We start from the raw sequence: 24,935 nt of genomic DNA on the forward strand, positions 1-24,935 counted from the left end.
AGCACATGAAGCTCCGGGCGGACAGGTTGATCTTGGTCGACAACCCATCTACCAGGAGCTTCACCCATCTCCGCATCCAGCCCTCACCCCAACCCCGCCTGCCCCCAACCAGGTTGGAAAAGGCCCACTGAGTATCAGGCCTGGCTTCCGAACTCACGGAATCCACACGGGTGGGAACCTGGACCTCGTTTCCGCGAGCAGGGACGCATGCATGGGGGTATGGCGCCGCCTCTGTTCTACCCGCGGGGAAGAGGACTCGCCTATCCGGCGACGCAAGTGCCCGAAAATATTCCACCGGGCTACCTGCCCTGAAGTAGAAGCGAGAAGTAAGTGGCTGAGAGAGATGAAGTCTTGCACATTCTGCAAAGGGCTTATCCGGAAGAGCGCTATGCCGATTCAGTGAGCTATGCGGGCGAGCTAGGTGACCCGGTGCAGGCCCTCATGTACTCGACATTTTTCTGGCCAAAGCTACTCGAAATTGAGGGCGCAGTTTTCGTGGCGCTGTGGGGTGAAGACGAGAAAAATATTTCCGAGCGAATTTATGTGCCCACTCGGAGTGAAAGTGCGCCCTTGACCTGGAAGCAGGCTGTGGATAGTTTCAATATTTTTGAGACTATGTATCTGTTTCGTCAGTCCAGGGGGTCCTTTGACTTGAGCCAAGATGCGGCGTGGGAGTTGGCGCAAGTTTTGGTTGAGACCTGGGGGTGGAGGCTTAAATCCGAATACCCGCAACGAAGTTTTGAGGTGTGCCTTAACGAGAGCGGTGACGCGCTCGGTTCGCATATCCAAGTAGTGCAGACGTATCCACAACTTGCCGTTCCAAGCCGATGGTGTCCAACGCGGCACGCTATTCTTGGCGATGCTGAGGGAGACGTCGTGGAGGATATTAATCCGAAACGGTAATTGTTCTGGCTCGTTGAGCGGTGTGTGAAGGATCTGGTTGGGGATGCGCGGCGGTTGTAGCCGCAGGCGCAGATGCCCTGATGATTCAACCCAAAAGTGTGGTCCGCAAACGATCCACGGCCGAGTACTCACACCTTCTCGAACGGCCGAATCCCCCCACCTGTCACGCCCGACCAGGACACTTCAGCAAGAGCGTGTTACGAGCTCTAAAACTGATCCGGCGAAGCCTTTCCTCGTGAGTGTCGAGGAGGGGTCCTTCACCGTTTGACGGCAACGTCAGTGGACGGCTGGTGTGGCCGATGGGGCATCGCCGTTGTCTGCGGCGCTGAGAGCAGTGCTCAGGGTGTTGATGGCCTGATGTTGGAGGCGGAGCCGGACGTGTGCATAGACGCCGGCCGTGACCCCTATGCCAGCATGTCCGAGGAGTCCTTTGATCACGGCGAGGTCGACGCCTTGTTCGAGGAGGAGGGTGGCGGTGGTGTGGCGTAGGTCCTGGAAGCGGATGCGCCGCAGTCCTGCTCGGTCGAGGAGTCGGTTGAATCGTCGGGTGAGGTTGGTTGGGTCGATGGGGGCGCCGGTCGGTGTGGTGAAGATGAGTCCGTTGACCTGCCTTTGTGTGCCGGCCGCGGAGCGTTCTTCGCTCGGGTGTTCTCGGTGGTTCTTCAGCGTTTGAACGCATTCGGTGGGGAGGGCGATGCGGCGTTCGGAGGCTCGGGTCTTGGTGGGCAGCGTGGTGAGCCCGCCTGCGCTGGTGCGCTGGAGGGTGCGGCGGATGGCGGCGGTGCCTGCGTCGAGGTCGAGGTCTTCCCAGCGCAGGCCGAGGAGTTCGCCTTTGTGGAGTCCGGTGCGTGGGGCGAGTTCGGGCGGTGCGTATAGGCGGTGTGAGGTGGTTGACGGGCCTCTGCCGCCGTGAGTGGTGGGATGGGGCGTGGGCGGGGTGTGGCTGTGTTGACGTTGCGGGGAGGTTGATCTTCTCGCTCGGCGTGCTTCCGTGGTCGCCGCCGCCCGCAGCTGGGCCGATGCCACCAACCTCCCCCCGGGCGCGCAACTGCACACGCCCGACGGCACCACAGCCACGGTGACCGCCACCCGTACCTACCACGCCACCGCCCGCACCTACGACCTCACGGTCGAGGGCACGCATACGTACTATGTGCAGGCGGGCGAGACGCCGGTACTCGTTCACAACGGCAACTGCTCGATCGATAGAGGTTCCCGTCTGGCCCTGCGGGACGTCAGGGCTGGAGGTTTTCCAGGTCGTCGAGGAGGCTGGGGTGGGTCGGCCGCCACCCGAGGGCTTTGCGGGTGTGGTCGCTGGAGGCGGGCTGGTCCATGGCGAAGATCGGGCCGAACGGGCCGAAGGTCTCCTGCGGGACCTGCTCCACCGGCAGGCCAAGGCGCCGGCCGATGACGGTGGCGATGTCCCGCACCGCGTCGCCCTCGTCGGCGACGGCGTGCCAGGACGTGCCGGCCGGCGCAGACTCCAGGACCAGGCGGAAGAGAACCGCCGCGTCCCGCGCGTGCACCGCCGGCCAGCGCTGGGTGCCGTCGCCGGGGTAGCCGGCCACCCCGGTGCGGCGCGCCGCGTCGGCCAGCAGGCCGGCGAACCCGCCCCGGCCCTCGTGGTGGACCGTACGCGGCATGCGGACCGCCATGCTGCGCAGGCCGCGCGAGGCGAGGTCAAGCAGCGTCTGGACCGAGCGGCCTCGGCCGCCCACCGGTCCTTCGGTCGCCGGCGGGTCGGCCTCGGTGGAGGCGCGTCCAGGCACCCAGGGCGTTCCCGAGACGGTGAGGAGCGGGCGGTCGCTTCCGAGGAGTTCCTGCCCCAGCGCGTCCAGGGCGGCGCCCTCCTCGGCGACGGCCCGCGCGAGCGCGTCCGGACTGCCGTAGTCGCGCCCGAACGCCAGACTGATCACGCCGTCGGACTGCGCGGCGCCGGACCGCAGGGCGTCGAGGTCCGCCAGGTCTCCGCGCAGCACCGTGGCACCCGCGCGCTGGAGGGCCTGCGCGGAGCCGTCCGAGCGGGCCAGCGCGAGCACGGTGTGCCCGTTGCCGAGCAGTTCGGCGACGACGGCGGAGCCGATGGTGCCGGTGCCGCCGGTGATGAAGACGTGCATGAGCCCTCCTCGCAAGTGATGGGACGATGGTCCCATCGCTGACTCTGCACGGTGATGGGACAATGGTCCCCTCGCCTATCCTGGTCCTATGGCCAGATGGCAACCAGGTGCCGCCCAGCGACTCGTCGCCGCAGCCGTCGACCTGTTCGCGGAGCAGGGTTACGACGCCACCACGGTGGCGCAGATCGCCGAGCGCGCCGGCGTGACCAAGAGCACCTTCTTCCGGCACTTCCCCGACAAGCGCGAGCTCCTGGTCGCCGGTCAGGAGACGCTCAGCAGGCTGCTTGCCGAGGGCATCGCCGAGGCTCCGGCGGACGCCACCCCGCTGCAGGCGGTGGCCGCCGGCCTCGAGCGGGCATCGAGCGCCATGGGGCCGGCGAACCGCGAACTCGGCCCCCGGCTCAAGGCGGCGGTGGCGGCCAGCACCGAACTTCAGGAGCGCGACGCCCTCAAGAGCGTCGGTCTCTCGGCCGCCATGACAGCCGCGCTCGTCGCCCGCGGTGTCCCGGAGCCGACCGCGCATCTCGCGGGCGAGTTGGGGGTCCTCGCGTTCAAGCGAGGCTATGCCCGGTGGTGCGAGAGCCGGGGTGACGACGCGGAAGGGCTCGCGTCACACGCGCTGGCGGCCCTGGAAGACCTGCGTGCGGCAACCGCATCGCTGGGCTGAGACGAATGCCGCCTGACTGTCGCCGGCCCCGGGCCCGGCGCCGGTGGGCTCTTCACCGCCCGTCCCCCGCGCGGCGCGGATGGCCCGGGTCCGGGGATGCAATCGGTGGTCACGCCCTTCGTCGAGTGAACCCACTGGTCGCCGGGTGAGTGGCGGTGCCCCCCTTGTAGGGGCGTTGAGGACCCGCGTCCGGCCTGCCCCGGCGGCTGTGGGGGCTCTTGGGGGCAGGGCGGCACGGTGCGCGCGCTCACCGGGTCGGTGGCGTCACCAGGGGGAGCGTTGCGGAGTTATCCGAGCGATGTCGGCCGCCGATGACCCGCGGCGGCCGCCCCCTCCCCGCACATGGAGTTCCGATGGACATCGCCGCACTGATCACCTGGGTGATCACCGCTCTCGGCGGCTCCTACCTGTTCGGCACCTGGCTCGCGCGCGGCGCGGCCCGCACCGGCAGCGGCACGCGGCTGCCGGTCCCCGTGGTCTTCGGGCACGTCGTGCTGGCGGTGGCCGGGCTTGCCGTGTGGATCGTCTACCTCGTCGTCGACAAGAGGGGGGTGGCGTGGACCGCCTTCCTCCTCCTCGTGCCCGTCGCCGTGCTCGGATTCGCCATGCTGGCCCGCTGGATTCCGCTGTACCGCGCCGGCACCGCCGCCGCCCCGGCGGAGGACGGGCCGGCCGCTCCGGCCGAGCGGCACTTCCCCGTCGCCGTGGTCGCCGTGCACGGGCTGCTGGCGGTGACCACCCTGACCCTGGTCTTCCTGTCCGCCCTCGGCGTCGGCAGCTGACGGGACAAGGGGCACGCCCGCGAGCGGCCACCCGCGCATGCCTGAGGACGGCTACGCGCGCACGCCCGCGAGCGGCCACCCGCGCATGCCTGAGGACGGCTACGCGCGCACGCCCGCGAGCGGCCACCCGCGTACGCCCGCGAGAGGCTGCGCGCCCACGGATGCCCGCGAGCGGCTGCGCGCCGGCCGCGCGGGAGGCCCGACGGCGATGGCGACGACCACGACGACGGCGGCGGCGACGACGACGGCGACGACGGCGCGGGTGGGCGTGGGGGTGGCGACGGGAGCGATGCGGACCGCGGAATCAGCCTGGGCTCAGGCCGTCGTCAGGTTCCCTCGCGGTGCGGGACCATCGTGAGGTGTCCAAGTCATGTGTGGTGTCCATATCCGCTGACGTCGTCCCCGCGCCGGACCGGTTCGACTGGTGGGCGCAGCTGGTCGGGCGGGAGGTCATGCCCGTGTCCGTCAGCAGTGAGCACCCGGAACGTTTCCGTGGGACGTGCGAGAGCGTCGCCCTTCCCGGCGCCAAGGTGTCGATGTTTGACTTCTCCGCGATGTCGGCGGTTCGGACGCTCGCCCACATCCGCCGCCACGACCCGGAGGACTTCTACCTGTTCGTGGTCCACGAGGGCTCGATCGGGCTGGAGCAGCGGCGCAGTCTCACCTGGCTCGGCGCCGGTGACATGGCGGTGTTCGACACCTCCCGCCCGCTGGAGTGCGCGTTCCGGGAACACCGGGAGCAGGGGCAGCCGATCCGGCTGACCCTGATGCAGTTACCCAGGGCCTCCCTGCCGCTGCCTTCCGACAAGGTGGACCGCCTGCTGGCCAGCCGTTTCTCCGGCCGGGCCGGGTCCGGGGCGCTCCTGACGCAGTATCTGGCCGGCCTGCTGGCGAACGCCGCCCACTGCGGACCGGCGGAGCTGCCCAGGCTGAGCGCCGTCGGGAGGGACCTGGCCGCGACGTTCCTGGCCGGGCGGCTGGACGCGCGGGACGCGCTTTCCCCGGAGACCCGGCGGCAGGCGCTGCTGGCGCGGATCGACGTCTTCATCGAACACCACCTGGGCGACCCGGAGTTGCGGCCGGCCACCATCGCCGCGCATCACCACGTCTCGGTGCGCCTCCTGCACCAGTTGTTCCGGGACCGGCCCGAGACCGTGGGGGCGACGATCCGCAGGCGCCGTCTCGAACGCTGCCGGGCCGACCTCGCCGACCCCCGGCTGCGGCACCGCACGATCGGGGAGATCGCCGCCCGGTGGGGGTTCCGGCACCCGGCGGACTTCAGCCGGGCGTTCCGCGCCGCCTACGGGGCAGCGCCCAGCGAGTTCCGATCCGGGAACGACGCGCGCATGCGCTGATTGTCAAAGATCTCTTCGCTCTGTGCCAACGACGTGACGGTCGTGCCCTGCCACGATGAACGCCCCTGGCACGGAGAGGACATACCGGATGGGGCAGGCTGAGCGGCGGCCTGGGGTGCCGTCGCGCCACCACGTGATCACGCCGAAGGACTGGTTCCGCATCCCGCTGCGGGTTCGGGAGCAACGGGAGCGGTCGTCGGGGCCCGCCGTCCGCTGCCGCCGGCAGGGGACGGCGGAGGACACCAGGGAGCTGGGGCAGGCCGCCGACCGCCCCAGCACCGTGCTCGACTTCTTTGTGCCGGTGCCGCGCTCGGGCGCCTGGCTGGTGCTGACGTTCAGCACGCCGCTGCCGGAAATCGCCGACGCGCAGGTGGAGTTGTTCGACGCCCTCACCCACACGCCGAGGTGGTCGTAGATGGCGGATCTTGTCGTCACGGTGGCCGACGTCCGGGAACTCGGGGACAAGCTGCGTTTCCTCGCGGCCGAGTTCGAGGATGCCGGGGGCACCGCGGAGGACTACGCGGACGAGGTCTGCCACGGCGATCTGAAGCACGAGCTGAATCAGTTCGCGGACAACTGGCGGGTGCACCGCGGCAGGCTGATGGAGAACCTCAGGAAGCTCGCCGAACAGGCGCATGCGGCCGGGGAGACCTACGAAGGGCTGGAGACCGAGCTGGTCAACGCCCTGGAGGGGGAGGGCTGAGCGTGAGCGCACGCCCAGGTGACTGGCATCCGCTGACCGAGGACGGCGACGACCCGTTCGACGGCGACTGGGAGCTGGTGAAGGAGGCGGCGGCCCGGTACCGGCGCACGGCCGACTTCATCCAGCGGGCCCAGGTCCTGCTGCGCGAGGTGACCGACAGCCGGGAGGGCTGGCGGTCGGAAGCGGGCGAGGCGTTCCGGGAGACGGCCGCCGACCTGTCGGGCAACGTCTTCAAGGCGTACGGCCGCTACGACGCCACCGCAGACGCGCTGGCCGGGTACTGGCCGGTGCTGCAGGACGTCCAGGAGGAGAGCCTGGACCTGCTGCGGCAGGCGCGGCAGGTCCAGGACGAGATCGACAGCGTGGGCCCGAGGGCGGAGGCGGCGGAGGACGAGGAGTCCGACACGCACGACCAGCACGCCGCGTTGCAGGGGCAGTTGGAGTCAGCCCGGGGGGAGCTGGAGCGGCTGCGGGCCCGGCTCGCCGAGCTGATCGAGGAGAAGGACGTCGCGGCGCAGCGCGCGGCGGACGCGATCGGGGACTTCATCGGCCACGACGGGCTCAAGGACAGCTGGTGGGACCGGCACGGCCACCTCCTGTCGTTGTCCCACTGGCTGGACGCCGTCGGGGAGGTCGCCGGCCAGATCGCGATGCTCGCGGGCCTGGCCTCGCTGGCGCTGTGCTGGGTCCCCGTCCTGGGGCAGGCCCTGGGCGCCATCGCCACGATCGCGACCGCCCTGTCCCTGATGGTGAACCTGCTCCGGGGCGACTGGCGGGGCGTCCTGCTGGACTCCGTCGGCCTGCTGACCTTCGGCCTCGGCCGCGCCGCCGGGGCCGCGGCCCGCACGGCGCGGGGCCGGGGGGCGTTCAGCGTGTTCCAGAACGCGAGGCGCAGCCTTCCGCCCGGCCTTTCCCCCGCGCAGAAGGTCGCGGAGCTCAGGCGTCTGGGGTTGACGCCGAGCGCCGCGCTTGGCGCCAGGAACGCCGCCCAGGAGGCCGCCGGGCTGGCCGGGCAGTCGGTGAGCATCTTCGGCCGCTCGGTCACGCCGGGGGCCCTGGGCTGGACCAGGTACGCCTTCCGCAATGTCGGCCCCGACCTGGCGAGCAGCCTGCGGGCGCCCTTCGGCGCGGGCAACTGGTCCCTCGCCACCACCCCTCGTCAGATGGCGGGCCTGACCGACATGGGCTCCGCGGCCTCCGCCGCCGCGGGCGCGGCGGGGCAGGCCGCCCAGCGCGCGGCCATGGCCGAGCTGGGCGGCGTGCTCGCGGGCACCGCCTCGACCCTGGCCACGCTGGACGACAACTGGATGCCCGACTTCAACGTGCCGGACAGCATCCCGTTCTCCGAACTGCCCGGCCTCTCCCTGAACATGGAGAGCCCCTGGCCGGCCGAGGCCGCCGAGGTCGGCGCCTTCTCCTACCAGGAGAGCGAGGCGGCCGCCCGGTGACCAGGTGGATTCGTTCGTTCGACCTTCCCGGAACCGGCTGGCTCCAGCTCGCGGTGAACGATCCGGACGGTGCCGAACGCGCCGCGCGGGAGATCGCCGAACGGGACGGCGAGGGCATGCCGGAGTACGCGGAGGCGGTGTACCCGGAGCTGAAGGCAATCCGGGAGAACATGGGCGAACGGGACGCCGCCCCCGTTGCGGTGTACGTGCCGCCCGTGCCGCCGGCCACCAGGCCCCTGATACCGGTCAGCGCCTATGTCGAGGGGCGCCGCTGGTCCCCGGCGGAGCGCTCGATGGAGACGGTCCTCGCCGAGGTGGGCCGCCCGCAGCCCTACCGGTTCGGCGAGCCGGGGATCACGGTCGTGGAGCTGCCCGCGGGTCCGGCCTGCCGGCTGCACGAGGTGGTGCTCCACGACCGGGGCGACGACGGACGGCGGTTCATGACCGAGCACCTCGACCACTTCGTCCTGCCTCCCGAGTGCCCCGAGGGTATCTTCATGTTCTCCGTGACCTGGTCCAGCCTGGCCATCGGCGCCGACATGGCGGCCACGGCCGACGCGATGGCCGCCTCGTTGCGGATCACAAGGGAGCCGAGATGACCGAGTGGGTGCCCACGTTCGACTACCCCGGCGGCGGGGAGTGGCAGTGGCTGGACGTGCGCGACCTGCCGGAGGCGGCCGAGCGGATCGCCCGGCGGGTGGCGGACCGGGGCGGCCGGCGGGGCAGACGGTACGCGCGGGAGATCTACCGGGAGCTGACGGACAGCTGGGCGCAGGCGGCGGAGGCCGGGACCGAGCCGGTGGTGGCGTATGTGCCGCAGGTGCGGCGCGAGGCGCCGCCGGCGGTGCCCGCCAGCATCCAGGTCCAGCGGTACGCCCCCGACCACGCACGCACGGTGGCGGCGGTGATGGAGCGGCAGCGGGTGCCGGTGGAAGGGCCGGGCATCTCCTACCTCCAGGCGGATCACCTCGCCGCCGTCGAACTGCCCGCGGGCCGCGCCTGCCGGCTGCACCAGGCCATCCTGGCCGACACGGGCTTCGGGGGGCAGACGGCGCTGGAGTCCGTGAACTACTGGGTGCTGCCCGGGGAGTTGGGCGAGGACATCCTCATGCTGACCGCCCTGTGGGCGCAGGACTCCGTGCCCGGGATGGTGGAGCTGGCCGATGCCGTGGCCGCGTCGCTGACGCTGGTGCCGCGCGGCTCGGGCGAGGAGGCACCGCGGCCGGTCCTGGACCCCGGGCGGCGCTGACCGCCCGCGGCACCTTCGCCGGCCCGCGCCGGCCTGCTCAGGCACGGCGGCAGCACGGCGGCGCCGAAACGTGGCCGCGCTCGCCGCCGGCCCCGTCGGAAACCAGCCGGGGTACGCCGCGGTCGCGGCCCGGGCGGGGGAGCCGTGGGCCGCACGGCGAGGGCGGCGCCGAGGCAGGCGCCCCGGCCCGGGCGGACGGGCCGGGGCTTGCGCCGCGCCGCAAGGGGCGTGCCCCTCAACGCGGCAGGCTGAGGGCGGGCTCGGGCCGGTGCACGCCTCGGGGACGGTAGCCGAGCGAGTCGGCCATGCCCAGGATGTCGGCCAGGTACCACAGAACGGCCAGCCACATCTCCGTGCCCTGCAGGCCGGGGCGCTGATCCTGGTGATCGGGGCCGCCCGGGGAGGGGAAGCGAAAGGGGAAGCCCTGCCCGTCGACCCACTGTTCGAGGATGCCGGCCAGCTGCGCCCGCGCCCACTCCTCCGCCTCGGCGCGCCGGTGGCCGGTCTGACGGCCGGCCAGCCACAGCGGGTGGGCGACGTCGAGCGCGTTGCAGGCCGTGGTCAGGCCAGGCCCGAAGTGCCGGACGTCCGCGGCGTGTTCCAGCACCGTGTCGATGGCCTGCTCGGGATGGGGGACGGGCAGGCCGAACTGCGCGAACGAGCCGCGGACCGCGCGGTAGTACCCGTTGACGACCTGGAGCAGCCCGTCCTGGGGGCGGGGACCCGTCCACATCGCGTTGTCGGGGCGGCAGTGGGTGTGGAGCCAGCCGAAGAGGGTGTCGCACTGGGTGAGCGTGTGCGGGGACGGATGGGGTTCCCGCAGCAGGTTCCACATCAGGGCGGTGCTCAGGGAGTCGACTCCGGCGCCTGCGGCCCAGCCCATGTCCTGCCATGGCTGGCCGTTCAGGGTGTCCACGATCTCCTGCGGGGTCATGTCCGCGACCGCGACGATCGGGTGGGCGAAGCGGGAGCCGAGGAGGTCGAGGGCGTAGCCGAGGCTGAGGATGTGGTAGTGGAGCGCGCCGTCCGCGTATCCGCTGGGCGCGGGGCCGTGGCGTCCTTCCTCGTCGAGGAGGGGCGTGAGCCCGGTGCGGGGGTCCTGGTTCTGGCGCAGGCGGCGGACGTGTTCCCTGGCCGGGAGTTCGGCGGGCGGCTCCCCGAGGAGCAGCTGGGAAATCTCGACGGCGTCCGCGTGGGCACGCAGCGTGGGACGCGCGCCGGGGGCGTCGACGTATCTGCCGGACGGGGTTCCGTCGGGGGCGAGGGCGTCCTGCTGCCAGCAGCGGGCGATGAGGGCGCGGGCCTGGGCCGTGGCGCGCCGGGCCAGGTCCGCCAGGCCGCGTGCCGCCTCCACGCTGCCGTCGCCGCGGGCGGCAGGCTTGGGAACGCGCCGGTCGCGCAGGACGCGCGCGGGATTCCCGCCGACCACCGCCCAGTCCGGCACGTCCCTGGTCACCACGGAGCCCGCCCCGATGACCGCGTGCGAACCCACGGTGACCCCGTCGAGGAGTACGGCGTTGGAGCCTATCCACACGTCGTCCCCGATGGTGATGCCGCGTTCGGTGCCCGCCTGCCGGAAGACGGGGCGGTCCGGGGCCATCGAGTGGTTGAAACCGAGGATGGAGGTGTGGGCGCCGATACGGACCGCGTTGCCCATGGTGACGGTGCCGCGGACCACGGAGAAGGCGTTGATGGTGCAGTCGTCGCCCGTGTGGACGGTGCCGGTGACGTAGGCGTGGGCGGCGATGTAGGAGTCGGCTCCCAGCCGCAGGCTGGTCGGAGCGACCATCGCGAGCTCCGAGATGAACGTGCGGGGGCCGATGGTCGCCTGGCACCGCCGCACGAGCGCATCCTGGCGTTCGCGCTGCGCCTGCCGTTGGCTCTCGTCGGCGTGTTCCTGGAACAGCCAGGCGTTGTAGTCGAGGAGTTTCGGGTCGTCGTCGGGATGGTGCATGTCGCTTCCTGGTGGGCAAAGGGGGAGTCAGGCGCTCGGCCGCCGGGCGGCCGGGGCCCGCCGGCCGGCGAGCGAGGCACGGGCCTGGGAGCAGGAATGGGGACGCGCCGGTCCCCACGCCGGGCTTCGACGCGGCGTGCGAGTGCGGAGTTCGCCTCTGTCCAGGGTCTTCGAACTTGAGCGGTGCGCCTGGTCGGGGCCTCTGGGATGCGTCACGTTCGGTGAGGGTATCCGGTGGCCGCTGCCGGGGCACGGGCGTTTTGAAGCCCGGCTCGGCACGCGGCCTAGGGGCGCAGCTTCTCGCCCTTCGCCAGCATCGCCACGTACTTCTCGATCCGGCGCGCCCGGGTATCGGCCTTCTTGGCATCCTGGACCCGGTACAGGATGGCGTAGCGGTTCTGCCGGTCCAGCGTCTCGAAGAACGCCGCCGCGGCCGGGTCGGCTGCCAGGGCAGCCGCGAGGTCGTCCGGCACCGTGGCGGTCTTCGCGCCGTCGTAGGCCGCCTCCCAGCGGCCGTCCGCCATGGCGCGGTCGACCTCGGCCTGCCCCGCTGGGCGCATCCGGCCCTGTTCCATCAGGGCAACCGCCTTGTCCCGGTTGATCTTTGACCACTTGCTGCGCGGCCTGCGCGGGGTGAACCGCTGGAGCCACCACCGGTCATCGAACGCGGCCTTCCGGCCGTCGATCCAGCCGTAGCAGAGGGCCACGTCGAGCGCCTGGGCGTAGTCCAGCGCGACGATTCCGGGAGCCTTTTTGCGGAGCTTGAGCCAGACGCCGGGCGAGACAGCATGGTTCTCGCCGAGCCACGCCTCGAAGGCCCCGGCGGTTTCGAATGTGACGATCTCCATGTCCTGGGTCACCCCGGCATCGAACCACACCCGGCCGATTGCCGGGCCCCTGAGCTCCGCGACGGTGAGTGGCGGCGGCGTTCCCGGGCTCGGCGGGGGCGACGCGGCCGGTGCGCGGGCGTCTTGACGGGGCCCGTCTTGACGGGGCCCGCCGGGGCTGCGAGCCTGGCGGCCTTCGCAAGGAGTCACCGGTTCAGGCCCGTTGGCGCCCCGGCGCCCCAGCCCACGAAGAAAGGCATGGAGCACATGGGCGACGTGCGCGTCTCGGTCACCGGCGGGTTTCCGCCCGCCGCCTTCGTCGGCGCCCTCACCGACTTCGGCCAGGACCGGGCGAAGGTCTGGGGCAACAGCACCGGGCGGGTGGTGGTCCACGACAGGGGCGACTCCTGGGCCGACGTCACGGAGGGAACCAGGGCCTCGGGGATCTGGCAGCGCTACCGGTACGAGTGGTCGCCGGAAGAGGTCCGCCTGGACGTGACCGACAGCAACGCGTTCGGCGCGGGGAGCTACTGGCTGTACCGGCTCACCGCCGAGGCGGACGGCGCACGCACCCGGATCGACCTGCACATCCATCGCGTTCCGACGACGTTCGTGGGCAGGCTCTTCGAGCCGCTGCTGCGCCTCTTCGGCGGCTTCTACTTCGGCCGGGACCTGCGCCGCTCCGTCCGGCGGGTCGAGCAGCTCTCCGCGGAGAAGGACGTGCGGTGACCACCGGCCGGCCGCGGAACCCGGCCGGCGCCGGCGTGCAGGGCTCCTGACGGGCGGGGCCCCGGGCCGGCGCGGTCAGATGTCGAGGAAGCGCACGTCCTTGGCGTTGCGCTGGATGAAGGAGCGCCTGGCCCCGACGTCCTCGCCCATCAGGACGGAGAAGAGGGCGCCGGGCCGACCCGCCCGCGCGCCAGGCGGCGTCAGGCGCGGAGTGCCGGCCCCTCAAGGGGGTGGTCCCGCAGCCAGGTCAGCACCTGCCAGGCGTGCTCGTGCGGCGGGAAGACGGGGTAGAAGACGTGCTCGACCACGCCGTCACGAATGATCAGGGTCAGCCGCTTGTAGAGCGTCAGCCCGCCGGCCTCGAACGTGGGCAGGCCGAGTTCTTGCACCAGGCTCCGCGCCGGGTCGGAGAGCATCTGGAACGGCAGGTGGAGCCGCTCGACGACCTCACGCTGGTAGTCGGTGTCCTGGCTCGACAGGCCGAACACGCCCTGCGCGCCGGCGGCGAGGAGATCCCGGTGGTGGTCGCGGAAGCCGCATGCCTCGGGGGTGCAGCCGCGCGCCCCCGGGATCGAGTCCCAGCCCTCGGGCAGGTCGATGCCCGGGCGCCGGGTGAGCGGGTAGACGTAGACGACCGTCCGGCCGCTGCCGAGCGCGTCGAGGCGGAAGGCCGTGCCGCCGGTGCTCCGGAGCGTCAGCCGCGGCAGCCTCGCGCCGGGCAGGTGAGCCGCGGCGCCGTCGTCCTCGGGGACGGGCAGGCCGGCGGGCACGCTCGTGTCGTCGGTCATCGGTTCTGCTCCTTCGCCGGCCGGTGGGACGTGGCTGCCGCGGTGGGCGGCGTGATGCAGCTGGGCGGCCGGCGCCGCCCGGCGGGCGGTCAGCCCCTCGATCCGCCGGGTGAGTTCGTCGATCGCGTCCCGGTACCCGGCCGGCGAGGCCGGACAGTCGTCCGCGTGCCGATGGCCGGCCGTGAGGCACTCCAGGAAGGGGCGGGTGCGCTCGACGGGAATGCCGAGGCGGCCGGGCGCCCGGATCTCCCGGGTGAGCCGGACGTCGTGCTCGCTGTAGTCCCGGTAGCCGTTGGGCAGCCGCCCGGGCGTGAGCAGGCCCAGCGATTCGCAGGAGCGCACCGCCTTCGTCGTCACGCCCGCCCGGCGCGCAAGCGCACTGATCCGCATGCCTCTCACCCCGGAGAACGCCGGACCTTGCCCTCGGGGGCAGGGTCAAGCCGGGACGGGGACGCCCCGCCGGGGGCGGCCTCTTCGCGGGGCGCGCGCAGGGGAGGGCTGTGGAGGACGAGCCGGACGAGGCGTTCGGCGAGGTCGGCGTCGAGGGGCGCGCCGGTCATCAGCCGCCGGTAGACGATGGTGCCGGCCCAGACGTCCTGGACGAGGTCGGTGTCCAGGTCGTCCGGCAGATCGCCGCGCCGAACCCCGCGGCGCAGCGCCGCGGCGATGTTCTCCCGCTTGCGGGACAGGAAGGACTCCCGGAACCTGGCCAGGAGTTCCGGGTGGTGGAGGAGACCGGCGGCGAGTGCGGGCAGCGAGGCCGCCATGTCCTCGTTGGCGTAGTTGTCGATGGTCATGTCGACGGCGTGGCGCAGTTCGGCGCGCGTATCGCCCAGGTCGGGAATCTCCTCGGCGCGGAAGATCTCGGCGAGTGCGTCGGCGACGAGTGCCTCCTTGCTGGGCCACCAGCGGTAGATGGTCGATTTCCCGACGCCCGCAGCCGCCGCGACGGCCTCGATGGTCAGCGCCGCGTATCCCTGCGCGGACAGGACCTCCCGCGCCGCGCCGAGGATCTGCGGGGCGGAACGCGGCCCGCCGGCCGGTGAGCCGGAGGAGAAGACGAGCGCCATGGGCGAGAACGATACGGACCGTTTCATTCGCGGGTCAAGGCGTGCTACTGTCGCGCGGCGCCGGTGAAACGCTACGTATCGTTTCGTTCTCTTCCGAAGGAGTTCGGACATGCAGGGCTACACCGTCCCGCTGTCTCCCCGCGGCATCGCGAACCTGGCGCCCGCCCCGCCGTGGCACTACGCCGGCACCGTGGTGGGCGTGGAGTTCTTCACCACTCCGGCCGCCGCAGCCGCGACCCTGCCCGAGGGCCTGACACCCGACCCGGACTCCGCCGGCCGCGGCGTCGCGATGTTCGTCGACTGGCAGTACTCCTCCACCGGCCAGGAGTACCTGGACCCGGCCCGCGCGCAGTACCGGGAGTTCCTGGTCAGCCTGGACGCGCGGCACCACGACACGCCGGTGGCCTGGTGCCCCTACATCTACGTCGACAACGACTCCGCCATGGCCCGCGGCTGGGTCCAGGGCTTCCCCAAGAAGTTCGGCGCCGTCCACCAGACCCGCGCCTACTCCGTGGGCGGCCCCGGCACCCCGGTCCTGGGCGCGGGTGGGCAGTTCGCCGCCACCGCCTCCGCCGCCGGGCAGCGCATCGCCGAGGCCAGGATCACCCTGGCGCAGCCCGTCCCCGACCCCGCCGCCCTGATGAACCGCCCCCTGGTCAACCTCCGCCACTTCCCCCGCCTGGCGGCCGGACAGCACGACAAGCCCGCCGTCCACGAGCTGGTCATGGCCGTCCTGGACGACGTCGCCGTCAGCGACGCCTGGGCCGGCATCGCCGACCTGGCCTTCTTCCCCGCCCACGGCGAGGAACTCGCCGATCTGGCCGTCCAGCGCACCGGCAGGGGATTCCACTTCGACCTCGCCTACACCGTCACCGACCTCAAGACCCTCGCCGACCACAGCAGTTGAGCACCGCGGCAGAGCCCAACGGCCGCCTGCCCGCTCGCCCTCCGGCCACCCGCGCCCCTGACGCCGCGCCGCCCGAGGCGACGGATGCGGCGTGGCGGCGTTCTGATGGGTTGACAGCTTCCTCACAGCAAGGCCCCCTACGGTCGTGGCGATCTCGACGGGGGGGACTCAGAGAGGAAGACGATGACGCCTTCGCACGACCGCCGTACGTTTCTGCGACGGGCCGGGCTGACCGCGGGAGCCGCCGTGACGCTGCCCATGGCGGGCTTGACGGGATCTGCCGCGGCGAGCACGGCGCCCACGGAGACCGACCCCGATCAGCTGTTCTGGGAAGGGAGGTTCGCCGAGGCGGATCGGGGCTACGCGGCCCTGCTGCGCGGCAATCCCGACGATGCTCACGCCCTGGCGCGGCGTGGCTGTGTCGCGCTGTTGTCCAACAGGTTCGGGAGCGCCGAGAGTTTCCTGACCCGGGCCCTCGAACTGGCGCCGGACGACGCGTTCTCCGTGCGGCAACTCGTCGACTGCTACGTGCGGCAGGACCAGTACGCCCGCGCGGTGCCGCTGCTGGGGGACGCGCCCACCGCCGTGCAGTACGGGGCGCTGACCGGCACGCCCTTCGAGATTCGGGGTCCTGAGGCGACCCGCATCCCGTTCCTGACCCTCGACCCCCTGCCCCAGATACCGGTTTCCCTCAACGGGGGGACGCCCAAGACGTTCCACGTCGACACCGGGGGATCGTTCGGCCTTTCCGCGGAGACGGCGGAAGAGGCCGGCCTGGAGGCGGTCGCCACCGGCCAGGCCACCCTGGGCGGCCGGGTGGTCACCACCTACCTGGGCGCGGTGGATTCGGTGCGGCTGGGCGAGATCGAACTGCGGAACGTGCCCGTCGCCTGGCACGACACCGGGGCCGGTGAGGACGCGGGCGTCATCGGCACCGCGATCTTCTACCACTTCCTGACCACCCTGGACTACGCGCATCAGGGGCTGGTGCTGCGGCGGAAGACCGGCGCCCAGGTGCGGGAGGTGCAGGCCGCGGCCGAGCGCGCCGGGACCCGCCCCCAGCCGTTGTGGCTCGCCGACGGGCACTTCCCGTTCACCTTGGGCAGCCTGGGCGGCTACGGGCCGCGCGTGGTGGAAATCGACACGGGAGTCCCGGACTTCGGCGTCACCACCACCGAGGAGAAGGCGAGGAAAGCGGGGGTCGCGATCGACTACGACCATCCCGTGTCGTTTCTCGGCGTCACGGGCTACTCCATCACCCCGGACACCGTGAGCATCGGCGATGCGGTCCGCGAAGACGTTCCGGGGGTCGTCGCGCCGGTGTCGCTCGACGAGCGTCTCGGATTCGAGATCCTGGCCAATGTCACCCACCAGTTCCTCAAGCCGTTCAGCTGCACCTTCGACTACGCCGGCATGCGGCTGTACCTGACGGGGGGGCAAGGCTGACCCGCGGGGCCGCCGCCTCCGGGTGCCCGGGGGCGGCGGCCCCGGCCGCCGGGCGAGGCGACCGGGGGGCGCGGAACCGGTTTCGGCGCGCCGGACCCGGCTCTTCTCCCGGCCCGGGGGGCGCTCAGCTCACCCAGATGTTGGAGTGCCCGCTGCTCTGGTAGCCCTCGGTCGCGACGATCATGTAGTAGCGGAAGCTCCCCAGGTTCATCCCGGCGCGCGCCCAGGCGTCGAAGTGCGCGCCCGTGTTGATGCTGCCGCTGGACCGGCGCCCGGTGTTGACGCTCCAGTACTGCGGGAAGGTCTGGGTGCCCTCGACGGAGGGGGCGTTGTACCGCATCGTGCGGTAGATGTCGTAGGTGGCGCCGTTGCTGGAGACCGTGCCGCGGTGGTCGCTCCCGGTGGGCCGGTAGGAGCCGTAGTTGTCGACGATGTAGTACTCGACGAGCGGGTTCGACGTCCACCCGTAGACGGCCAGGTAGCTGTTGCCCGAGGGGCTGTAGTTGCCCGACCAGTTCACGGTTCTGCGGCTGCCGTTGCTCCAGCCCTTGCCGCAGACGAAGTTTCCGCAGTTGGTCCAGTCGACCGTGTAGTTGCCGCCGGAGCCGAGCTGCATGTTGACCGAACCGCCGCCGTCGGTCCAGAACGAGTAGTAGTAGCCGTCGTGGGTGCCGGTCTGGTTCGTGTTGATGGCGTGGGCGGTGCCGGGCAGCATCAGTGAGCCCGCGCCGGCGGCCAGCGCCACGGTGCCGGTGCGGGCGAGGAACTTCCTGCGGCTGAGGCCGGGGAAGGGAAGGTTGTCCTGGGCGGGGGCGTCGTCCCTGTGCATGCGTCCTCCTTCGGTGAGGCTGGCCGGAAGCCAGACAAGCGCGGTGTGACCCGGCGGTCTTGACCGTGGCCGGGGCGCCGGCCACCGAGCGTCGAGCCGTCCCACGAGGCGATGAGGGGTGGCCGTGGTGCGGTCCACGGCCGGAGGATCAGGTCACAGCAGGTGACCGGAGTGACGGTATGAAGTCCCGTCACTGCCGAAAGTATTGGATTGGCTTCCCCGGCTGTCAACGGTTTCCGCAAACATCCCGGAAAGGGATTCTGGATACGCGGACTCGTGACGCGTTAAAGCCGCTGGTCGGTGAGTTATCGGTGCTCCGGCGACTTCCGCCTGACGGTGAAGATCCCGTAGCGGCGACTCAATTCGGGCACGCCTTTCCGAAACTTTTCGGAGTGCTTCCGGATGGTGTGCGCGGGGTGGGAGGAGGCTCCTCGGAAGCGCCGTCGTCGTCGTGGCGATGCCTGGCCAGTTCGCCCAGATGGGCGCGGCCCCAGCGCCGCGCGTGGTCGATGACGGGCAGCAGCGAGCGGCCGAGTTCGCTCAGCTCGTACTCCACGCCCCGGCGCGGCGCGCCCGCGACCGGTCTCCTGTGGACGAACCCGTCGCGTTCCATCGACCGCAGGGTCTCGGCCAGCACCTTGGCGCTGACCGGCGGCAGATGCCGACGCAGGACGCCGAATCGGCACGGCTGCGCTTGCAGGCACAGCAGAATCATCGCGCCCCACCGGCCGCCGATCTGGATCGGATAACCGCTGAGGGGGCACTCGGCGGGGAAGGCGGGAAGATCGTCACCGCGGGCGCTGGTTACGTTGAAGTCACCACCGGGGCTCGTCATAGCGTGACGGTATGCCCTCCTCTGACACACCGGGCCCCGCGGGCCCGGCCGTGCTCGGCGCCGGCGGCCGGGTCGGCTCCGCGGTCGTGAACGCGCTGCTGCGGCGCGGCCACGACGTCACCGCCATCGTCCGTAACCCGTCGCGCCACACGCTCCCCGACGCCCCCGGGCTCCGCATCAGGCAGGGCGACGCACAGCGCCCCGACCTGCTGTCCGAGACGCTGCGCGGCGCCGGCGCCGTCGTCCTGGCCGTCACCCCGTTCAGCGGGCCGCCGCAGACCTTCGACGGATTCGACCGCGACTACTACGCCACGATCGTCTCCGGCCTCGACCGCGCCATGACCGGACGGCGGCTGGTCTGCGTCGGGCTCACCGCCACGGCCCGACTCGACGACGGCACACGCTTCCTGGACCACCCCGATCGGTTCCCGCCGTTTCTCGCCCCCTTCGCCGACGCGCACCTGCGCGCGACCGCGGCACTGCGCGACACCACGCTGGACTGGGCGACGCTCATCCCGCCTGCCGGTTTCGGCACACTCCCACCCGCCGGCCGGCCGGCCGCCTCCGGCTACCGGCTCCGCCGCGAACCGGTCACCCTGGCCGACGCCACCTCGGCGCTCGACCACGCCACGTTCGCCGAAGCCGTCGCCGACGAGATCGCCTCACCCACCGTTCACCGGGAACGGGCGCTCGTCACCTCAGGCCACACCGCAGAAACGGCCGGCCGCCCCGGATGAGACGGGGCGCCGGACGCCACCGGGCGCGGGCGCGCCGGCGCGTGCGCCCGGCACTGCCGCACCCGCCGCGCCCGCCGCGCCCGCCGCGCCCCCAAGGGGGCCTCGTGGGGCAGAGGGTCACTAGGGTGAGCCGGTGATGACCGAACGATGGGCCATGGGCGGCGAGCTGAGCGTCGCGAGGATCGGGTACGGCGCGATGAAGCTGACCGGCTGGCCGCGCGGCGACCGGCCCGGCCGGGAGGCGGCACTGGCCATCCTGCGCCGGGCCGTGGAGCTCGGGGTGAACCACATCGACACCTCGCACTACTACGCCCGCGACGGGGTGGCGGCCAACGAGCTGATCCGGGAGGCCCTGCACCCCTACCCCGACGACCTGGTGATCGTCACCAAGGTGGGCGCCCTGGTCGAGGGTTCCGACCTCGCCCTGCCCGCGGCGCAGAAGACCGGCCTCACCCCCGGCAACCTGCGCCGGGGCGTCGAGGCGAACCTGCGCACCCTCGGCGTGGACCGCCTGGACGTGGTGAACCTGCGGATGGGCGACCTCGACCGGACCGGCACCCCCCTGGCGGAACCCCTGGAGACCCTGCTCGCGCTGCGCGACGAGGGCCTGATCCGCCATCTGGGCGTCTCCAACGTCACGGCCGCCGAGTTCGAAGAGGCCCGCAGGATCGCGCCGATCGCCTGCGTCCAGAACCTCTACAACCTCGCCAGGCGCGACGACGACCCGCTCGTCGACGCCTGCGCGAAGGCCGGCATCGCCTACGTCCCCTTCTTCCCGGTCGGCGGGTTCCAGCCGGTCACCGCCGCGCACCTGGAGGCCGTCGCCGCCCGTCACCGGGCGACCGTGCCGCAGGTCGCCCTGGCCTGGTTGCTGGCCCGGTCGCCGAACATCCTGCCCATCCCCGGCACCGGCTCCCTGGCCCACCTGGAGGAGAACGTCGCCGCGGGCACGCTGCGGCTGAGCGCGGAGGACCTCGCCGAACTCGGGTGAGGCCGAGCGGCCCGCGGCCCGCCTCCGCCGCCGGCGAGGCGCCGGGCTGCCGGCCGGGCGCGAGCGGACCGGGGGCACGGCGCCCTCCCCGTGCGCCGGTTCGCCCCGCGGGGAGCGAACGGCCGCTACCGGGCGGGGCCGTCGAGCCAGGCCGTCACCGCACGCAGGTCGGGTCCCTCCGGGGCGAGGGCGGGCTCGGGGGCGGCCCTCGTCTCACCGGCGGCACGAAGCCAGCGCTCCGCCTCCCGGACCCGGCCGGTGCGCAGCAGCACCTGGGCCAGGTTGAGCATGCCGGTGGCGTTGCCCGCCTGTGCCGACTCGCGGAACAGCTCCTCCGCCCGCGCCCAGTCGCCGCGCTCCGTGCTCAGGGCCCCGAGGCTGGCGAGTGCGTCCCCGTTGCCGGCCTCGGCAGACCGGCGCCACCAGTGCTCGGCGGCCGCCATGTCGCCACGCTGCCGCAGCAGGTTGCCGAGGTTGTTCATGGCGTCGGTGTCCCCGGCCTCGATCGCCTCCCGGCAGCACCGCTCCGCGCCGTCCAGGTCCCCGCGCTGCCGCAGCAGCACGCCCAGGTTGACCAGCGAGTCGGTGTGGCCGGACGCGGCCGCCGCACGGTAGTAGCGCTCCGCCTGGGCCGTTTCCCCGCGCTCGGCGAGCAGGAGCCCCCGTGGTCGTGGTCCCCTTCTGCGGTCGCCGCCGCGGCGGCGCGGGCCAGCCGCACCGCCTCCGTCAAGTCCTCCAGGGCGCCGGTGCGTTCGTGGCGTTCCCGCAACGCCACCCCGAGCGCGGAGACGACGGCCGGCCGGTCCGGGTGGCCGGCTCCGGCCTCGGCCTCGGCCCGGCGCAGCGCGGCGACGGCGTCGTTCAGGTCCCGGAGGCTGCCGGTCCGCTGGTGCCGCAGCCGCAGCGCGAGGCCCAACTGGCTCAGCACCGGGGCCCGTAAGGCGTGCGCCTGCGGCGGCAGGGCGTCAAGCGCCGCGCGGAGCGCGTGAAACGCCCGCTCCAGCAGCGCCGGCTCGGGGTCGCGCTCGGCCTCCTGGAGCCGGGCCAGGGCCCGATCGAGCAGGCCGTCGAGGCGCCGGCCGCTCCCACCGTCCTCCTCGCCCGGCTCCTGGGGGCCGGCGAACCGTTCCAGCGCGTCGGCCACCTCCCGATCCGCCCGGCCCTCCTCGCCCAGGAGCAGCCCGCGGCAGCGATGCAGGTCCGCGAGGGCCAGCACCGCCTCCGGATCGCGCGCCGGATCCGGCACCCGCCGCATCAGCTCCCGCGCCTGCCGCAGCGCCTCGTCGGCCAGCACGGCATCGCGGTCGAACGCCATGCGGAACAACCGCACGCGGGCCTGCAACGCGCGCACCAGTTGGTCACGGACCGGAGCTGTCATACTCATCACCGTACTGATCCGGCATCAGGCAGCGTGGGGGGAAGGCGTGACAGGGGCCGGCGCGGCCGGGCTTGCACGGCTGTGCGAGCAACTCGCCGTCATACGGGGCTTCGTGGACAGCCGGGGGCGGCTCCCGGAGCTGGAGCGGATACTGGAGGCGCTGCGCGCAGGCGGCGACGCGGCGCGGCTGACGGCCGAGGCCGACGAACTGTTGCGCCGCTGCGGGATCGCCCGCGGGCTCGGGGGCCTGCGCGGCGGCCACGCGGCGGCCCTTCCCCGCCTGGGGGCGGGCCACCCGGTGGAGGAGGCGCACGTCTGCCCGGCCGGCGGCTGCGACCGCGTGGAGCTCGACCCGGGAGGCACCTGCGCGATCCACGGCCGGCCGTTGCGCCTGCTGAGGCTCTGACCCGGTGACCGCGCTCCTCACCACGCTCGGCGGCAAGATCCCCGACCGATGGGTCTCGCTGCTGCTCCTTCCCGGCCTGCTCTTCGCCTCGGTGGCCGTCGGCGGCCGGCTGCTCGGCCACGGCCACCCCTTCGATCCCGGCCGGCTGCTCGGCCGGATCGACGACCTGGCCGATGCTCCCGCCGCCCAGGCCCCCGGCACGGCGGCCCTGGCGACGGCCCTGGTGCTGACCGCCTCCCCCGGCATCAGCCTCCTCGCCGCCACCCTCGGCCGTGCGGTCGAACGCCTCTGGCTCGGCGACTGGCCAAGGCCCCTGGCCGGATGCGCCCGGGCCCTGACCCGGCGCCGCGAGCGGCGCTGGGCAGCGGCACAGGAGCGCTACCGCGCGGCCCTGGCCGCCAGGGCACGCCACGCCCTCTCGGGCGACGCCGGCGACCCGCCCGACACCGTCGCCCTGAACGAGGCCCGCAACCGCATCGCGCTCGCCCGGCCGCGTCGCCCCACCTGGATGGGAGACCGGCTCACGGCGGTCGACACCCGGATACACGAGACCTACGACCTCGATCTCGGCTCGGCCTGGCCACGCCTGTGGCTCCTGCTTCCCGACACCCCGCGCGGCGACGTCCACGCCGCCCGCTCCGCCCTGACCGACGCCGCCCGGCGCGCCGCCTGGGGCGTGCTCTACGCGGTCCCCGCCCTGTGGTGGTGGCCGGCCGCCCTGGCCGCCGCCGTCGCCTGCGCCGGGGCCTGGCGCCAAGGCCGCCTCGCCGTCGCCGAGTTCGCCGAACTCGTCGAGGCCACGGTCGACGTCCACGGCCGCGACCTGGCCAGTGCCCTCGGCATCCCCTGCGAGGAGCGCCTGACCCGGGACGTCGGTCTTGAGATCACCCGGGCGTTGCGCAAGGGCACGTGAACGGGCACCCGGGGCCGGTGGCGCCGCCGGGCAGCTGAGTCCCCCGTCCCCGTCCCGGCGGCCCGTCCCGGCCCCTCGGCCCGCCCCGTCCCCACGGCCCGCACCCGGCGCTCGTGTGGTGCGCGTCACCGGAACCGCCCCCGAAGCGCGGACAGGTCATGGGCATGGAAACGAATCTCAGGGCGCGCGTACGGGACGGCGACGAAGAGGCTTTCGCGGAGCTCTTCGACGCGTACGCGCGCTCGGTGTACAACCACGCGTTCCGCCTGACCGGCGACTGGTCGACCGCCGAGGACCTGGTCTCCCTGACGTTCCTTGAGGCGTGGCGGCTGCGAAGGCGGGTGGACGCCGAGGGCGGATCGCTGCGGCCCTGGCTGCTGGGCATCGCGACGAACACCGCCCGCAACTCCCGGCGGGCCGCCCGCCGTCACGCCCAGGCGATGTCCCGGCTCCCGCCCGGGGAGAGCGTACGCGACTTCGCCGACGAGGTCGCGGGCCGGATCGACGACACGGAACTGCTGACGGCCGTCCGCCCGGCCCTGGACACGCTGCGGCACAACGAGCGCGAGGTGCTGGCCCTGTGCGTGTGGTCGGGCCTCGACTACGCGACGGCCGCGGCGGCGCTCGGGGTGCCCGTCGGCACCGTGCGGTCGCGGCTCTCCCGGGCCAGGAAAAAACTCGCGGCGTTCGCCGAAGGCGGGGAACCGGGCCGTCGGCCGCGACAGGTGAGAGGGGGCCGCACCCCGGCGGCCGGACACATGCAGGAGGGAAACCTGTGAACGAAACGTCTTCGCTTCCCGAAAGAGACCTGCCGGCGGACCGGCACGGGCAGCTCAGGGAACATCTCCTGCGGGAGATCCGGCAGAGCCTCGCCCAGGAGGAGTCCCCGTCCCGCGGCAGGCGGTGGCTGCGGCCGGCCGTCGCGATCCCGGCCACGGCCGGCGTGCTGACGCTCGCCGTGCTCGCCGGCGTCGTCCTGACGCCGGAGTCCCGCGGCGGCGGGGAGTCGGGAAGGCCGATCGGCGGGGACGGCACGGCCACCTACGCCTTCGCCCCCCACGTGAACGCGGACACCACCGGCGGCGCCGCGGAACTGCTCGACCGCATCGCGACGGCCACCGCCCGATCCGCCCCCGTGGAGGACATCCGGGACGACCAGTTCGTCTACGTCCGAAAGAGGGTCTCCTCCATGGGGGAGGAAAACGGCGTGGCGACGCCCGTCCCCCTGCACGACCTCGAGTGGTGGCAGTCGGTGGACGGCACCCGGCCGGGGCTGATCCGCGAGCCGGGCGGCGTGAGCGAGGAGGAGAGGCCCACGGGACCGGACCCGGCCCCCGGCGAGCGGGGCTACGAGTTCTCCACCAACTACCGCCACCTGCAGACCCTGCCCACCGACCCCGAGGCGATGCTGGAGTGGCTGCACGCCACCGTCGTGGCCGACGGCATGAGCGAGGACAGCAACCTGGACCAGGACACCTTCGTGCTGATCGGCGATCTGCTCCGGGACTCGCTGATGCCGCCGGAGGTCGGCGCCGCGCTCTACCGGGCGGCCGCCCGGATCCCGGACGTGGTCGTCGTGCCCGACGCGGTGAACGCCGCCGGGGTGCACGGGGTCGCGATCGCCCGCTACGACTCCTACAACCCCGGAATCCGCGACGAGCTGATCTTCGACAAGGACACCCTTGAGTACATCGGGTCGCGCAGCGTGGCGACCGAGGACGGCGGCCACGTCCGGGCGGGGGAGGTCCTGGAGACCTCGGCGGTCATGGAGCGCGCCGTCGTGGACGAGGCGGGCCGGCGCCCGTAGGCGCGCCGCCGGCCACGCGCGTGCCGGGGCGCGGCACGGAGGCCGCATCGGCGCGGCATCCGCGCCGCGCCCGTGCCCGCGCCGCGCCCGCGGT

Annotated in this window: 26 protein-coding genes and 2 pseudogenes; 19 read left to right on the forward strand and 9 right to left on the reverse strand. The window is 72.7% G+C overall.

Going from position 1 to position 24,935, the window contains the following annotated elements; translation table 11 throughout:
* The first annotated feature begins 330 nt into the window (after positions 1-330).
* Positions 331-903: a hypothetical protein gene (locus D7294_RS31510; RefSeq protein ID WP_147450763.1), complete on the forward strand. Its 573-nt coding sequence runs from the start codon at positions 331-333 to the stop codon at positions 901-903.
* A 276-nt stretch (positions 904-1,179) separates the two neighbouring features.
* Here D7294_RS31510 and D7294_RS03415 read toward each other — a convergent pair.
* Positions 1,180-1,892 (reverse strand): annotated as a pseudogene (locus D7294_RS03415) (site-specific integrase); the annotation flags it as partial.
* Between the two features lie 2 nt (positions 1,893-1,894).
* Between D7294_RS03415 and D7294_RS32810 the strand changes: the two are divergent.
* Positions 1,895-2,086 (forward strand): annotated as a pseudogene (locus D7294_RS32810) (hypothetical protein); the annotation flags it as partial.
* A gap of 52 nt (positions 2,087-2,138) precedes the next feature.
* Here the strand turns inward: D7294_RS32810 and D7294_RS03425 are convergent.
* A complete protein-coding gene (locus D7294_RS03425) occupies positions 2,139-3,020 on the reverse strand; it encodes an SDR family oxidoreductase (protein WP_120675358.1) in 882 nt (293 codons plus the stop codon).
* Positions 3,021-3,108: 88 nt separating this feature from the next.
* Between D7294_RS03425 and D7294_RS03430 the strand changes: the two genes are divergently transcribed.
* The 8 genes from D7294_RS03430 to D7294_RS03470 all read left to right on the forward strand — a co-directional run bounded on the left by D7294_RS03430 (position 3,109) and on the right by D7294_RS03470 (position 9,224).
* Positions 3,109-3,687 (forward strand): TetR/AcrR family transcriptional regulator, encoded by a 579-nt coding sequence (locus D7294_RS03430; protein WP_120675360.1) that lies wholly within the window; start codon positions 3,109-3,111, stop codon positions 3,685-3,687.
* Positions 3,688-4,040: 353 nt separating this feature from the next.
* Positions 4,041-4,469: a hypothetical protein gene (locus D7294_RS03435; protein ID WP_120675362.1), complete on the forward strand. Its 429-nt coding sequence runs from the start codon at positions 4,041-4,043 to the stop codon at positions 4,467-4,469.
* Positions 4,470-4,828: 359 nt separating this feature from the next.
* A complete protein-coding gene (locus D7294_RS03445) occupies positions 4,829-5,824 on the forward strand; it encodes an AraC-like ligand-binding domain-containing protein (RefSeq protein WP_174248258.1) in 996 nt (331 codons plus the stop codon).
* Between the two features lie 88 nt (positions 5,825-5,912).
* Positions 5,913-6,239: a hypothetical protein gene (locus D7294_RS03450; protein WP_120675368.1), complete on the forward strand. Its 327-nt coding sequence runs from the start codon at positions 5,913-5,915 to the stop codon at positions 6,237-6,239.
* On the forward strand, positions 6,240-6,527 hold the full coding sequence (locus D7294_RS03455) for a hypothetical protein (protein ID WP_120675369.1): 288 nt from the start codon (positions 6,240-6,242) through the stop codon (positions 6,525-6,527). It begins immediately after the preceding gene.
* A 2-nt stretch (positions 6,528-6,529) separates the two neighbouring features.
* Positions 6,530-7,975, forward strand: coding sequence for a hypothetical protein (locus D7294_RS03460; protein ID WP_120675370.1), 1,446 nt, complete (start codon positions 6,530-6,532; stop codon positions 7,973-7,975).
* On the forward strand, positions 7,972-8,574 hold the full coding sequence (locus tag D7294_RS03465) for a hypothetical protein (RefSeq protein ID WP_120675372.1): 603 nt from the start codon (positions 7,972-7,974) through the stop codon (positions 8,572-8,574). The genes D7294_RS03460 and D7294_RS03465 overlap by 4 nt, the downstream gene beginning before the upstream one ends.
* The gene (locus D7294_RS03470; protein ID WP_120675374.1) at positions 8,571-9,224 is read left to right on the forward strand and encodes a hypothetical protein; all 654 of its coding nucleotides are present in this window, start codon (positions 8,571-8,573) and stop codon (positions 9,222-9,224) included. The genes D7294_RS03465 and D7294_RS03470 overlap by 4 nt, the downstream gene beginning before the upstream one ends.
* Positions 9,225-9,459: 235 nt before the next feature.
* Here D7294_RS03470 and D7294_RS03475 read toward each other — a convergent pair whose 3' ends face one another.
* Together D7294_RS03475 and D7294_RS03480 are read right to left on the reverse strand one after the other, a co-directional pair.
* Complete coding sequence (locus D7294_RS03475) at positions 9,460-11,178, reverse strand: acyltransferase (RefSeq protein ID WP_120675376.1); 1,719 nt, start codon at positions 11,176-11,178, stop codon at positions 9,460-9,462.
* 284 nt (positions 11,179-11,462) lie between these two features.
* The gene (locus D7294_RS03480; RefSeq protein ID WP_174248273.1) at positions 11,463-12,026 is read right to left on the reverse strand and encodes a YdeI/OmpD-associated family protein; all 564 of its coding nucleotides are present in this window, start codon (positions 12,024-12,026) and stop codon (positions 11,463-11,465) included.
* Positions 12,027-12,263: 237 nt separating this feature from the next.
* Between D7294_RS03480 and D7294_RS03485 the strand changes: the two genes are divergently transcribed.
* Positions 12,264-12,734: a hypothetical protein gene (locus D7294_RS03485; protein WP_120675380.1), complete on the forward strand. Its 471-nt coding sequence runs from the start codon at positions 12,264-12,266 to the stop codon at positions 12,732-12,734.
* A gap of 200 nt (positions 12,735-12,934) precedes the next feature.
* On the opposite strand, the gene D7294_RS03490 is transcribed toward D7294_RS03485, so the two are convergent.
* A complete protein-coding gene (locus tag D7294_RS03490) occupies positions 12,935-13,912 on the reverse strand; it encodes a redoxin family protein (RefSeq protein WP_120675382.1) in 978 nt (325 codons plus the stop codon).
* A 5-nt stretch (positions 13,913-13,917) separates the two neighbouring features.
* Positions 13,918-14,592 (reverse strand): TetR/AcrR family transcriptional regulator, encoded by a 675-nt coding sequence (locus tag D7294_RS03495; RefSeq protein WP_120675384.1) that lies wholly within the window; start codon positions 14,590-14,592, stop codon positions 13,918-13,920.
* A gap of 109 nt (positions 14,593-14,701) precedes the next feature.
* On the opposite strand from D7294_RS03495, the gene D7294_RS03500 reads away from it, so the two are divergent.
* Both D7294_RS03500 and D7294_RS03505 read left to right on the forward strand, forming a co-directional pair.
* Positions 14,702-15,499, forward strand: a complete 798-nt coding sequence (locus D7294_RS03500; RefSeq protein WP_120675386.1) for an acetoacetate decarboxylase family protein — start codon at positions 14,702-14,704, stop codon at positions 15,497-15,499.
* A gap of 246 nt (positions 15,500-15,745) precedes the next feature.
* Positions 15,746-16,945 (forward strand): pepsin/retropepsin-like aspartic protease family protein, encoded by a 1,200-nt coding sequence (locus tag D7294_RS03505; RefSeq protein ID WP_206619456.1) that lies wholly within the window; start codon positions 15,746-15,748, stop codon positions 16,943-16,945.
* A gap of 124 nt (positions 16,946-17,069) precedes the next feature.
* On the opposite strand, the gene D7294_RS03510 is transcribed toward D7294_RS03505, so the two are convergent.
* Together D7294_RS03510 and D7294_RS03515 are read right to left on the reverse strand one after the other, a co-directional pair.
* Entirely contained in the window at positions 17,070-17,774 is a 705-nt protein-coding gene (locus tag D7294_RS03510) for a glycoside hydrolase family 11 protein (protein ID WP_120675390.1), read from the reverse strand.
* A 358-nt stretch (positions 17,775-18,132) separates the two neighbouring features.
* The gene (locus tag D7294_RS03515; RefSeq protein ID WP_120675392.1) at positions 18,133-18,609 is read right to left on the reverse strand and encodes a winged helix-turn-helix transcriptional regulator; all 477 of its coding nucleotides are present in this window, start codon (positions 18,607-18,609) and stop codon (positions 18,133-18,135) included.
* 11 nt (positions 18,610-18,620) lie between these two features.
* Between D7294_RS03515 and D7294_RS03520 the strand changes: the two genes are divergently transcribed.
* Both D7294_RS03520 and D7294_RS03525 read left to right on the forward strand, forming a co-directional pair.
* Positions 18,621-19,346 (forward strand): NAD(P)-dependent oxidoreductase, encoded by a 726-nt coding sequence (locus D7294_RS03520; protein WP_120675394.1) that lies wholly within the window; start codon positions 18,621-18,623, stop codon positions 19,344-19,346.
* A gap of 136 nt (positions 19,347-19,482) precedes the next feature.
* Entirely contained in the window at positions 19,483-20,337 is an 855-nt protein-coding gene (locus D7294_RS03525; RefSeq protein ID WP_241562074.1) for an oxidoreductase, read from the forward strand.
* Between the two features lie 125 nt (positions 20,338-20,462).
* Here the strand turns inward: D7294_RS03525 and D7294_RS03530 are convergent, their stop codons facing one another.
* On the reverse strand, positions 20,463-20,993 hold the full coding sequence (locus tag D7294_RS03530) for a tetratricopeptide repeat protein (RefSeq protein WP_120675396.1): 531 nt from the start codon (positions 20,991-20,993) through the stop codon (positions 20,463-20,465).
* A gap of 768 nt (positions 20,994-21,761) precedes the next feature.
* On the opposite strand from D7294_RS03530, the gene D7294_RS03535 reads away from it, so the two are divergent.
* The 4 genes from D7294_RS03535 (at position 21,762) to D7294_RS03550 (ending at position 24,841) form a co-directional block, all read left to right on the forward strand.
* Positions 21,762-22,121, forward strand: a complete 360-nt coding sequence (locus tag D7294_RS03535) for a hypothetical protein (RefSeq protein WP_120675398.1) — start codon at positions 21,762-21,764, stop codon at positions 22,119-22,121.
* Between the two features lie 4 nt (positions 22,122-22,125).
* A complete protein-coding gene (locus D7294_RS03540; protein WP_120675400.1) occupies positions 22,126-23,034 on the forward strand; it encodes a hypothetical protein in 909 nt (302 codons plus the stop codon).
* 164 nt (positions 23,035-23,198) lie between these two features.
* Positions 23,199-23,813 carry an RNA polymerase sigma factor gene (locus D7294_RS03545; protein WP_120676156.1) on the forward strand — a complete coding sequence of 205 codons (615 nt, stop codon included), beginning with the start codon at positions 23,199-23,201 and terminating at the stop codon, positions 23,811-23,813.
* A complete protein-coding gene (locus D7294_RS03550; RefSeq protein ID WP_120675402.1) occupies positions 23,810-24,841 on the forward strand; it encodes a CU044_5270 family protein in 1,032 nt (343 codons plus the stop codon). Before D7294_RS03545 ends, D7294_RS03550 begins: the two co-directional genes overlap by 4 nt.
* Positions 24,842-24,935: the final 94 nt, after the last annotated feature.

The sequence above is a fragment of the Streptomyces hoynatensis genome (assembly GCF_003626535.1).
Taxonomy (GTDB): domain Bacteria; phylum Actinomycetota; class Actinomycetes; order Streptomycetales; family Streptomycetaceae; genus Streptomyces; species Streptomyces hoynatensis.